We start from the raw sequence: 12,062 nt of genomic DNA, 5'->3' as shown, positions 1-12,062 counted from the left end.
CATTAAATCAAATTGAGCTTTGGTGGTTTATAAATATCAGTTACAAAAGAAGCTTTGAAAAATTTATTTTGGTAGCCTCCTTTTAATTTACTGAAGTATTTGTCGTTAAAACTTAAAAAATTGAAAAGTCGTTTGGATTGATAATAGACGATACTCATCCGATCGTCCTTACTTCCAGGAGCTTGTTTCTCTTCCTTTTCTTCAGCCTTTTTAAGTTGTTCAGAAAGGAAACATTTACCATTACACATTGTCATCGGTTCATCCTTATTGATACACAATACTTCCGCTATAAAATCCTGGTTGATTTTAAAATCGATCAGAATCCCAATTTTCGTAAAACCAGGAAGCAGCATTACAGCTATCATCAATATGGAAACCGCTTTATTCAAGTAGGTTGTTGTTTTTTTTTGCAAAAGTATGGTTTTTCTTTGGTTTTAAAAGGGACTAACCTGTCTTACCACCACACTTAGCTCTAAGTCTGATAGTTATTTTTTTCTTAGAGGCAAAGCAATTATAAAATGGGCAATCCTGCTGTCTGTCTTCGACAAGCTCAGACACCGACCTTCGACAGGCTCAGGCCCCAACCACAGGAAATACCACTCAGTCTCCCAATACGGATTGATGAACTACAACATTCACTAGCTGAAGCTGACCTAAATTCCAACCATTAATTTTACATGTATTATTGTAATTATACAGTAATTAATGCTTCAGTATTGGAGAATAAAAAAGAATTCATTAATTTAAAACATATATATCAACAGAATAAAAAAAGTAACTTTTGATTACTTCAAATTCAATTGTTGCTTATTTATGGCTCGTACTAAATCCCTGAGAAACCATGCAAATAACCCTAAAAACTGACCACAGGTCTACATTGAAAACAGCTGGCTGGGTATTGCCTATCGCCATTGTATTCCCAATCCTTGTGCACCTTGCCCCTCCTATTAATGGTGTTCCAGTTGGCGCGTATTTATTGCCCATGTTCTATATTCCATTTGTGGCTTTAGTAGCTTACCGCCTTCCTGTAGCACTTATTGTAGCCGCTTTGGCACCACCATTAAACTTCCTTATCACCGGCAATCCTCAATGGGGATTAATGGGGATTCTTACAATAGAACTGGTCACTTTTACCTTTCTGGCTTATGCACTTCTGCTTCCGAATACCATAAAATGGTTTGCTGCTCCTTTAGCCTATTTGGGTGCCAAAACAATCTCATCCGCTTTTTTGATTTTCATACCGCTGATTGAAGTTGCCCCTTATCAATTTTTCAGCACTTCACTAAATAATGCGGCTACTGGTATCTTGATTTTATTGGTGATCAATATTTTAAGTTTAAAATACCTCCCAAGTCAAGAAGGCGCGGATTAAAAAGCATTTATTAAACCCAAAGGCCTGAGATAATACCTGTGGCTAAAATCAAACAAGCATGGATACAAAAGTACCCGTTTCTTTTGTTAAGATAAGTAAAGCATTGGCCAGGTTCGCCTTCCCTACAACCGATATCGTCGTTGGGATAGGCAGAGGTGGAATTGTTCCTGCCAGCCTGGTGGCTCATCAACTTGATCTCCCCCTTTTTATTGCGGCTGTCAACTATAGAGATGACAGCAATCAACCCATTCGAGAATCACCGGAATTTTTAGATGTGTTTCCTGCTTCCTTCCCAAAAGGCAGTCGTATACTCCTGGTGGATGATGTAGCTGTTTCCGGAAAGACCGTAGCACTCTTGAAAAAAACATTGAAGGATTATGAGGTCAATACTTTTGTCTTAAAAGGAAAGGCTGATTTTGTCCTTTTTCCAGACATTAAGACCTGTGTACACTGGCCATGGAACCCTGCCGCTAAATCCCTCACCTATGAAAATTAGTTGCATTATAGGGCTTCTATTTATTTGTTGCACCACATCGCTGATGGCGCAGGAAAACGACAGCCTGGTAATCTCCCTGGAAGAAGCAGTGGTAACCGGAACAAGGATTGAACGGCAAAAAAGAAAAGTAGCCGCTTCAATATCCACCATTTCAAGGGAAACTATCGCTCGGTCAGGTGAACTTAATATATTGCCACTTATCGCTTATCAAGTACCCGGTTTTTTTCTGAACGACAGAAGTCTGACAGGCTATGGTGTGGGTCCCGGATCAGGTGGAAACATCAGTATTCGAGGTATTAGTGGAACGCCCAATAATAGGGTACTGGTATTGATTGACGGTCAACCTCAATACATGGGGATTTTTGCCCATCCAATTGCAGATGCCTACAATGCATCCGATATAGAGCGGGTGGAAGTTCAACGCGGTGCAGCATCCATACTCTATGGCTCCAATGCCATGGGCGGCGCCATCAACCTCATCACCCGAAAAGCTACCAAAGAAGGCTGGCAGGGAGCTGCAAACATGGGCTATGGGTCTTTCGGGACCTTTCAGGGAACTGTTAATGCCGCATATAAGCAAGACAAATTTCATTCCATGCTCTCCCTAAACAAAAATAGCACAAATGGTTTTCGAGCCGATGCCGATGACAGTTTCGACAATACCTCTGCTTATTTAAAATTGGGCTATACCTTCTCCCCTTCCCTGGCTCTTTCCGGAGACGTACAATTTTCTGATGCCATCTATTATCAACCAGGGTCTACTGATGCACCACAGGAAGAAGACCGACGGGAATACTTAAGGGGAAGAGCTGCTGTTTCCCTGACAAATGATTGGGAAAATGTTTCCGGGGCATTACTGCTGTTTCATAATTTTGGAACCCATGAATTTCAGACAGGATTTTCCTCCAAAGATCAAAACCAAGGCCTAACCTTTTTCCAAAATATCAGTCTACTTCCCAAACAAGTGATTACGGTAGGAATAGACTATAAGCGTTTTGGTGGGAAGGCTTTTAATGAAACACTACCTCCTCCAGCCCGTACCGGTTTGGGAGAGCAGCATCTGATCAATGAAACAGACCTGTATATTCAAGTGCAGCAAGATCTGGGCGAGCGTTTGAGTTTGAATGCGGGTGTGCGTAAAGTACAGAATTCCCAGTATGGAGGAAAAGTGCTGCCAGGTTTTGGACTGGCCTTTCAGGCCGCTAAGAATGTTACCTTTAAAGCTTCCTCTTCAAAAGCTTTTAGAAGTCCATCCGTTGTGGATCTTTTCTTATTTCCCACCTCAAATGAAATGCTACAACCGGAAGAGCTATGGAACCACGAAGCAGGCTTTCAAGCCTTGTTTATGGATCGAAAGTTGGAAATTGAGGTCATGGCTTTCCTGGCCAAAGGAGACAACCTGATACAAGTTAATCCCATCAATACCCCTCCTATAGGGAGAAATACGGGTAGCTTTTCCAACAATGGCATTGAAAGCCAAATCCGATTTAGGTCTTCAGAATTATGGCAGTTCGTACTCAACTACGCTTATGTGAATGCCAGTGAAAATGTGCTGTTTGCCCCGACACATAACTTGAACTTTCAGGGGGATTTCTCGATAAACAAATTCACTATTTCTCCTTTCTTCCAGCTTATTGGTGGTCTCCGAAACAGCCTACAGGAAAGTGCAGAAAATGAAAATTATGCCTTGCTAAATCTCAAAGGCATGTACCAGATAAATCCAAAAATCAGCGCCTATATTTCAGGGAAAAACCTCTTGGACGAAGCCTATCAACTCGAAAATGGCTTCCCAATGCCAGGCGTAAATTTCATGACTGGCATCCACCTTAAATTTTAACCCAAACAATCATGGAAAATAACAAGCAAAATAACCAAAGAAGGACATTTTTAAAATCATTGGCCGGATTAACGGCGGGAATGATGTTGCCCCTAAGCAGTATAAATGCAGAAGGAAAAGCCATTCCGAGTCCCTATATGCGGGACAGGCTGGGCGACTTGCTTCCCAAGCGAAAATTTGGAAAATCTGACTTATCCGTAACCATGCTGGGGCTTGGTGGTGCACATATCGCCAGAATGAAAGAAAGCGAAGCCCAAAAGACCATAGAACGTGCATTGGAAGGAGGCATTCGGTTCTTCGACAATGCCGAGTCCTATGGTGGCGGAACTGGGGAAAGAAGGTATGGTCAATTTCTTACGCCCAAATACAGAGACCTGGCTTTTATCCAAAGCAAGTCAACGGCAAGAGATGGAAAAACTGCTCAGGAGCACCTGGAAGGCACCCTTAGCCGGATGAAAACAGACTATATCGATCTTTGGCTGATTCATGCAGTCACCAGCCCCGGAGACGTGGACAGCAGGTTAAAAAATGGGGTCCTGGATTATGTCTTGAAGGCTAAGGAAAGTGGGAAAGTAAAGCATATAGGATTCTCGGGCCATTCGGATTACAATGCCCACCTGAGGATGTTGGAAAGTACGGATGAACTGGAAGCCTGCCAAATGCCCATCAATGCCTTTGACCCGAATTACAAAAGTTTTATTACCAATGTGATGCCAAAACTAATGGAAAAAGGAATGGCTCCCTGTGCCATGAAAACCCTGGCCAATGGTGGCTTTTTTGGAGGTACCACCCATTTCAACAGTGGCGACAAACCACGCATCGTCCCGAATGTATTGACAGTTGAAGAAGCCATCTATTTCTCCTGGTCCCTTCCCATCAGTGTATTGGTAACTGGTGCAGACCATGCCGACATGCTGACTGAAAAGATTGATTTCGCTAAAAGATTCAAAGCCTTCGACGAGAAAAAACGCCAGGAACTGATAAGCCGTGTTTCCGGATTTGATGGGAAGTCGGTGGAGTATTATAAGGTTTAATTCTTATAGTTACAGGCACTGCGCTCACTTGATTAAGGGGGGAGTTGCGGAAACGAGAATTTTATAATGATTTTGTATTATTGTAATGGGCTGAGGAAATGAAAAATCAAGTTCGCTTTCATAAATCGTAAAACTCGAACTCCCCCTTTTCTTCAAAGGGGGATCAAGGGGGATTTATGATTAGACACATATTTTAATTGGCAGGCTTCGACTGGCTCAGCCACCCAAAATTGGTTTTCGTTCAGCTAACGAGAATTTTCGACTTTTCTACCCCTCTAGCTGTAATTTGCAATTACACCTTTTTATCAAACGGTCATGGAAGAATGGCCAATTATAGAAAATTGCTAAGTCTTCGGCTCCGCTTGCTTCGACTCCGCTCAGCAACCTATATTGATTTTCGTTTTGCGAACTGATCCCATAAACGAAAAAATGTCTCGATTTCGATGTCTTCGACTCCGGTGTCTGAGCCTGTCGAAGACACTGCTCATATTATTTTATTAACTTCTACCTGAAACATAACCAGAGCATTATGGTTCCTTTTGACATAGACCAGAAGCCAACGAAGGATTTTTGTATTCTAAAAAATTCAAGTAAATTTGTATCCAAGTGAATACATCGATTAAATATATTTTATTGAAAAATCGATATAATTTGACAAGTGGTTGAAGAGATTAAAGGATTTAAGGGCTAAAGCGAAAATTCTGTTCAGAATCCAAAAACTTGAAAATGACGACCATTTTGGAGACTGTAAACCTGTGTGGGAAATAGTATTAATGAAATGAAAATAAATTACGCAAAGGGGTACAAAATTTATTTCAAGGAAACGGATGGAAAGATAATAATTCTGCTGATTGGCGGAGACAAATCAACCCAACAAAAAGACATCGAGAAGGCCAAAAACATTTGGGACAATTTAAAAATGGAAACTACAAAATTTGATATAGCAGACTATTTGGACAGCAACGAAATGATTGCCGAATATTTAAATTCCGTATTGGATGAAGGTGATTTTGACGATGTGATTGTAGCCCTCGGACATATTGCAAAAGCGATTGGAATGAGCAAAATTGCGGAAGAAACAGGAATGAGTAGACCTAGTTTGTACAAAGCCTTGTCGGCAGGAGCAAAACCACAATTTTCGACAATAATAAAAGTATTGAAAGCAGTTGGCGGAAATATTCAAATAAGCCCTATACGTTATTGCGAGGAGGTATGACGAAGCAATCTCTTCTGGTCATGGGATTGCTTCGGGATATTACACATTATTAAACCTAAATAAGTAATCCTCCCCTTCGCAATGACAAGTGAATGTCACTGCGCGAAAGTGCAACGATGTAAACGCCATCCACCATGCCATGAAAACACGACAATGCAAACGCAATCCGCCATTGCGACAAAGCATTCCCTAACCACTTAAAGCATAGCCTTTTCCTTTAATTCGCTTCTACCCTACAAAAACTGCTTATTTTGGCTTTGGCTGTTTTCTAATTTTAATGTGGTAACTTTGATATTTACAACTAGAAATAGAGGAAGGAAGTCCGACACAGCTCGTTTTTACGGGATAAGCCGATGGACTGAGCTTGTCTAAAGGGTTGAGTGCAGCTTGGCTTGGAAATCCTCTTGCGTTCTCAATGCAAAAGCTTGTCTTAATTGCCTAAATCTGCTTCTTTTGTATTGATTTTCTTGAAAAATCACCCATTCTGGGAAACCTCAAGCCAAAAATTACGTCATATAACTTCATTGTTTTTATAAATATCCTTACCATGAAAAAAATATTAATTCCTATAGCCATCATCGCAGTGATCGGGTTCATTGTTTACTCCAAAGCGGTAGGCGTGTACAACACTTTTGTGCAAACCGAAGAAACCATCAACGGTCAGTGGGCTGAAGTAGAAACCCAATACCAACGAAGAGCTGACCTGATTCCCAATTTGGTGAATACGGTAAAGGGATACGCTGACTTTGAACAAGAAACGCTAACCGGTGTAATCGAAGCGCGCGCTAAAGCGACTTCCATCACCTTGCAGGCAGATGACCTTACACCCGAAAACATCGCCAAATTCCAAGGTGCACAGGATCAATTGAGTGGATCACTTAGCAGGCTACTTGTAGCCGTAGAAAGGTATCCTGACCTGAAAGCCAATCAAAACTTCCTGGAACTGCAGGCGCAACTGGAAGGAACGGAAAACAGGATTGCGGTAGCGAGAAGAAATTTCAACCAATCCGTACAGGGCTACAATTCAAATCTTAGGATTTTCCCAAACAATATATTTGCTGGATGGTATGGGTTTGAGCGTAAAGGCTATTTTGAAGCTTCTGCAGGATCTGAAAATGCACCAACGGTAGAATTTTAAATACCCTTATTATGGCCGAAAAATTATTTAGTAAAGCAGACCGTGCCATTATAACAGATGCCATAAGGAATGCAGAAATGGAAACTTCTGGAGAAATTCAGGTTCACATCGAAAACAGCTGTAAAGGAGATGTCCTTGACAGGGCTGCTGAAGTATTTGAGAAACTCAAGATGCACAAAACCGCCCAGCGAAATGCGGTGCTTTTCTATCTTGCAGTGGTGGATCATAAGTTTGCCATTCTTGGAGATGCAGGCATAAACAAGGTGGTTCCCGAAAACTATTGGGAAAATATCAAAGAAGAAATGCTCGTTCATTTTAAAACAAGTGCATTCACTGAAGGACTTAGAAAAAGGCATAGAAATGTCCGGAAAGCAGCTTCAACAACATTTCCCTTACGACAAAGAAGGAGACATCAACGAACTCCCTGATGAAATTTCCTTTGAATAAGACATTATGATTAAAAAAAACCTTTTCTTTTCGTTTCTATTACTAGCATTTTCATTTACGAGCTGGGCTCAGGGAGATTTTCCTGAAAAACCTAATCCGCCTCGCCTTGTGAATGATTTTTCCAAGACCCTTTCAAACAATGAAGTCCAACAGCTGGAAAGCAAGCTTGTGGCTTATAACGACAGCACTTCTTCCCAGGTCAGCATCGTTTTGATCAGTTCCATTGGGCCGTATGATATCAGTGATTATGCTTTTCAATTGGGAGACAAATGGGGAATAGGTAAAAAAGACAAGGACAATGGCGTTCTTATATTGGCAGCGATGAAAGACCGTAAGGTTTTTATCGCCACAGGCTATGGCATGGAAGGAGCGATTCCAGATGCATTGGCGAAACGAATTGTCGATCAGTTGATCGTGCCAAGCTTCCGAACGGAAAACTACTATACAGGCTTAGATCAGGCCACAGACATGATTTTTAAGCTTGCTTCAGGCGAGTACAAAGCTGAAGACATGGGCGCCGCAAACAAACCAGGAGGAGGTTTACCCTTGTTTTTGGTAATGATTGTAGGCTTTGTGATTCTCACCCTAGTCAGAAATCGAAACGACAACAACAACCACATGGGTGGTAAACGTGGCGGAGTAGGTATCTTCACCACCTTACTGCTTGCCAATATGCTCGGAGGTAGCAGAGGAGGCAAATACGGAGATTTCTCCTCTGGAGGAGGAGGATTCGGCGGTGGTGGCGGAGGCGGTTTCGGCGGCTTCGGTGGCGGTGGCTTTGGCGGAGGCGGTGCAGGCGGAAGCTGGTAGTGACTTTGCTCTCATATTATTATTTTCCCACGGGCCTAAGCCTGTGGGAAAATAAATTTCAACCTTCCAGGGTTCTCTATTCTCATCATTCTTACGGGTGCACTTTACCAATAGTGGCATACCCTATCAATTAAAGTAGTATCACTTTAGCGTATAAACAATAAGCACCGGGTTTTCGGAATCTTTTCCTACCAAGGCTGTTTTCGCAAAGTTTTTACCTTTACTCTTAGCCCACTTCTCAAAATCAGCTTGGCCCATTTGCTTTTTCTTTTCTACCAATGCCTGATAAAGGTCTTTACCAGCTATTCTTGTCCCCACTTTCCCCGGTTCAAAACCATAGCCTATTGACTTTAGATCATTCCCTTCATCGATATCATTTTTTAGATTGCCTTCAATCGCATGGGATTGTGATTTCTCCCGGTCATAAAAGAGGTTGTAAACTTTTTTTTCGTAACTGAGGATTGTGTAAAACTGTTTTTCGGAAACATGGTATCGACCTAGGAAGTATAGTTTTGCACGGTTATTAATAAGTTTAAGTCTCTCTCTAATTTCCAAGCCTTTTAATTCTTCCAAGTCTTGACCATAATTCCCAAAATCGAATACAAACTTGGGGACCAATTGTTGATTTTTAAATTGAAAAATTGTATCGAGAAAAGTCATCCCAAAATAAAGATGTTGTTTGCTTTTTTGAAAATAATTCCTCCCGGACATCATACTTTCGAGCCTTTCGGAATAGAATGGCAAAAAATTAATAGTATCCTGCAAATTTTCATTCAAGCTTTTAATAAAAAATTCTCCTGAGGCTTTTGGAATATTGTACTGGTAATACCGGTTGTCGAATTCAGAAAACACACCGGGGCCGAAGTGATCTTTCAAGATCGTTTCACGTAGAAACTCACCTTCCAGGCTAAACCACATGATTTTGCTGGGATAAACTCCTAATAAGACCAGTTCCTCATTTACAACTGCCAAAGCATCAAGATCAAGGTATTCACCGGGACCTTCACCATAAGCAGCAATCTTTCCCAAGTACTCCCCTTCCATATTGAAAATTGAAATGCACTTACATCCGTAAATATCAAGGGTATAAATTTTATCTCCATAAAAGAGGATTTGATGTAAGCTGGCATTAAGTTGAGCTTCATCCAATTTATCTTCCAGCCATATATAGTTGATTTCTGGCTCAAAAAATTCAGACAGTTTACCGGATCTGGATTCGGAGAGGTCTACCGAAACCAAGGCCAAACCTCCCTCCTGTTTTTCAACTTGGACTTTTTGTTGGCAGTTGCTAGTTATCAGTAAAAACAAGCCTCCTAATAGCCTTAGCCAGTGCTTTAGATAGCGAGGATCTTTTACAAAATGTGCTAATGTAAAGCGTTGATAGAAAAAAATAGTTTGAGGACGCTTCGAAGAATGGACTTTTTTCAAACCACTGTAATTACTGATTGGCTGGTGATGAGGACTTGTTGTAAGCAACATAATCACTGTGGTTTAAATTTAGAAATAATTTAACCGCCAATGGATATTGAGTCCAGACGCTTCTATTTTTAAAATGAAAATAGCTTATTTTAAAAATAGAGATTTGGAAGGTTTTTTCTTCTAAGAAAATAATTTATGCAGGAATATACCTCCTCACCCTGTTAAATACTAACTTATTAGGTGTTTTTTCCAAGTGAACTATATGTAACTCCATATTTTTCATAGAAATCCATTTAATTTACCAATATGATTTTAAATTTAAGTAGTTATAGTTTAATTATTCATGTCAATTGCACCATATACATAAAATATCTTTGCTCAATAATTATTTTTAAGTAATATAGTTTGGCAGTTATTAATTTGGCTGGCATCTAACCCAAAATAACACTTTGTAAAATGGATTTTTCATCGCTTTCGGAAGTTGAAATATGGGGTCTGGTGAAATCCGGTAACCAACAGGCATTTTCCTATATTTACAGCACATTTTCTAAAGACCTATATAAATATGGACACAAATTTACCCAGGATACTAACTTAATTGAGGATGTTATCCAAGACCTCTTTGTTCATATTTGGGATTTGAAAAAAAATATTAACGTTAAAAATTCCATCAAATTTTATTTATTTGCTTGTTTTCGCAGGGAGCTAATTAAAAAAATTAAATGCGCTTACAAAAACGAATCATTAGAAGAAGTGCATTCCAAATTTAAATGGGAAGCATCCTTTTTAGAAATTCTTGATGAGAATCAAATTATTCTGGAATCTAGCAATAAAATCAGCCAAGCCTTGGGTCAAATACCCCTTAGGCAAAAAGAAGCCATCTACTTGAGATATATCCAAGAACTTTCCTATGATGAAATCTCCAAAATGATGGATGTTCAAGTTCCCTCGGTATACAACTTGATATTTAAAGGCTTAAAAAAGCTAAAAAACATTCTATCATTCACCCGAACATCAACAAAATTTAGCGGACTACTATTTTTATTTTTTCAATAATATACCCTTAAAATTATTCTTATTGAAATTGAGAGATGAATATTTATTTTTTATGTAATATTTAATAATTTTTTGGATCAAGAGATGAGATTTCACCTATAAATCGCTCTCTGTTGTTAAAGATCCAAAATGAAAGATTTCAACGCCATAGATGATTTTATTGATGATCCCTCCTTCCGCAATTGGGTGTTGAGAAATGATCCAGAAAGTGGCTTGTCTTGGAACAAGTGGCTAGTGGGAAATCCAGAAAAGCTTGAAGTTCTTAATGAGGCCAGAGCTGTTCTTTTGGAACTGGATTTACCAGGAAATGATTGGAATGCAGAAAAAGAGCGGGTTTTGCACCAAAAAATACAACTTAGGATCAATAAAAAGACCATACCGCTACACCCAAAACAAAATAACATAAAGTATTACGCTATTTATCGATATGGCGCAAAAGCAGCGGTCATTGCTTTTTTATTAATAGTATCTGTTGTAGGGTTTTTACAATTAAAAAACTCAACGGAAAAAGAGATAGACAACAGTGCTATGCTTCAGGAAGGAGATAAATGGATCACCAAATCAAATCCCAAAGGACAAAAATCCAAAATACATTTACCAGATGGATCCACTGTAATTTTGAATGCTGAAAGTGATATCCGGTTTAGTATAGATTTTGGGAAATCCGACAGGGATGTATTTTTAAAAGGCGAATCATTTTTTGAGGTAGCTAAAGATAGTTTATTGCCCTTCAGAGTGTTTAGCGGCGATCTCGTTACCACAGCCTTGGGAACTTCATTCAATATTAATTCTTTTGACAAAAACAAAGTAAATGTACAGTTGGCAACCGGTCAGGTGAAGGTTTTCAAAGAAAAATTAGAAAGTGAATCCTTGGTGCTTCAGCCTGGGGAAGAGGTAATCATGGAAGGGCATGGCCCAATGATTAAAAGGAACTTCGATAGGCAAATTGCCTTCCTTTGGAAGGATGGAATACTAAAGTTTACAGATGTTTCATTTTCAGAATTCAAGGTTACCCTTGAGCGCTGGTATGGGGTGGAAATAGAATTCAAAGGCACACCATCTTCCACAATACTTATTTCTGGTGAGTATAAAGACAAATATTTAAGCAGTGTTTTAGAAAGCTTGGGCTATGCTTATGGCTTTGAATATGAGATAGAACAGAAAAAAGTTACCATAAAATTTAACTAATAAAGCATGTAACATACGATCTAAAAAATGGACAAGGCCCTTGCAGGCA

At 39.7% G+C, this 12,062-nt stretch carries 11 protein-coding genes and 1 pseudogene; 10 read left to right on the top strand and 2 right to left on the bottom strand.

Annotated elements, in window-relative coordinates:
* Positions 1 to 2: 2 nt before the first annotated feature.
* The gene (locus tag ADICYQ_RS26100; RefSeq protein ID WP_146946834.1) at positions 3 to 389 is read right to left on the bottom strand and encodes a hypothetical protein; all 387 of its coding nucleotides are present in this window, start codon (positions 387 to 389) and stop codon (positions 3 to 5) included.
* A gap of 452 nt (positions 390 to 841) precedes the next feature.
* On the opposite strand from ADICYQ_RS26100, the gene ADICYQ_RS14115 reads away from it, so the two are divergent.
* The 8 genes and pseudogenes from ADICYQ_RS14115 (at position 842) to ADICYQ_RS14075 (ending at position 8,350) form a co-directional block, all read left to right on the top strand.
* Positions 842 to 1,372: a hypothetical protein gene (locus ADICYQ_RS14115; RefSeq protein WP_020891577.1), complete on the top strand. Its 531-nt coding sequence runs from the start codon at positions 842 to 844 to the stop codon at positions 1,370 to 1,372.
* A gap of 58 nt (positions 1,373 to 1,430) precedes the next feature.
* Complete coding sequence (locus ADICYQ_RS14110; protein ID WP_020891576.1) at positions 1,431 to 1,868, top strand: phosphoribosyltransferase; 438 nt, start codon at positions 1,431 to 1,433, stop codon at positions 1,866 to 1,868.
* A complete protein-coding gene (locus ADICYQ_RS14105; protein WP_040416338.1) occupies positions 1,858 to 3,705 on the top strand; it encodes a TonB-dependent receptor in 1,848 nt (615 codons plus the stop codon). Before ADICYQ_RS14110 ends, ADICYQ_RS14105 begins: the two co-directional genes overlap by 11 nt.
* A gap of 11 nt (positions 3,706 to 3,716) precedes the next feature.
* A complete protein-coding gene (locus ADICYQ_RS14100; RefSeq protein WP_020891574.1) occupies positions 3,717 to 4,739 on the top strand; it encodes an aldo/keto reductase in 1,023 nt (340 codons plus the stop codon).
* A 778-nt stretch (positions 4,740 to 5,517) separates the two neighbouring features.
* Positions 5,518 to 5,955: an addiction module antidote protein gene (locus ADICYQ_RS14090; RefSeq protein WP_020891572.1), complete on the top strand. Its 438-nt coding sequence runs from the start codon at positions 5,518 to 5,520 to the stop codon at positions 5,953 to 5,955.
* 547 nt (positions 5,956 to 6,502) lie between these two features.
* Complete coding sequence (locus ADICYQ_RS14085; protein ID WP_020891571.1) at positions 6,503 to 7,093, top strand: LemA family protein; 591 nt, start codon at positions 6,503 to 6,505, stop codon at positions 7,091 to 7,093.
* A gap of 11 nt (positions 7,094 to 7,104) precedes the next feature.
* Positions 7,105 to 7,540, top strand: a pseudogene (locus tag ADICYQ_RS14080) (TPM domain-containing protein).
* 6 nt (positions 7,541 to 7,546) lie between these two features.
* Entirely contained in the window at positions 7,547 to 8,350 is an 804-nt protein-coding gene (locus ADICYQ_RS14075; RefSeq protein WP_020891569.1) for a TPM domain-containing protein, read from the top strand.
* Positions 8,351 to 8,491: 141 nt separating this feature from the next.
* Here the strand turns inward: ADICYQ_RS14075 and ADICYQ_RS14070 are convergent, their stop codons facing one another.
* Positions 8,492 to 9,829, bottom strand: a complete 1,338-nt coding sequence (locus tag ADICYQ_RS14070) for a DUF4934 domain-containing protein (protein ID WP_081652361.1) — start codon at positions 9,827 to 9,829, stop codon at positions 8,492 to 8,494.
* Between the two features lie 396 nt (positions 9,830 to 10,225).
* On the opposite strand from ADICYQ_RS14070, the gene ADICYQ_RS14065 reads away from it, so the two are divergent.
* On the top strand, positions 10,226 to 10,825 hold the full coding sequence (locus ADICYQ_RS14065) for an RNA polymerase sigma factor (RefSeq protein ID WP_020891567.1): 600 nt from the start codon (positions 10,226 to 10,228) through the stop codon (positions 10,823 to 10,825).
* Between the two features lie 129 nt (positions 10,826 to 10,954).
* Positions 10,955 to 12,013, top strand: coding sequence for a FecR family protein (locus ADICYQ_RS14060; RefSeq protein WP_020891566.1), 1,059 nt, complete (start codon positions 10,955 to 10,957; stop codon positions 12,011 to 12,013).
* Positions 12,014 to 12,062 lie beyond the last annotated feature (49 nt).

The sequence above is a fragment of the Cyclobacterium qasimii M12-11B genome (assembly GCF_000427295.1).
GTDB lineage: Bacteria > Bacteroidota > Bacteroidia > Cytophagales > Cyclobacteriaceae > Cyclobacterium > Cyclobacterium qasimii.
The sequence above is the reverse complement of the archived record's forward strand: the minus strand, read 5'-3'. Positions and strand labels throughout refer to the sequence as shown.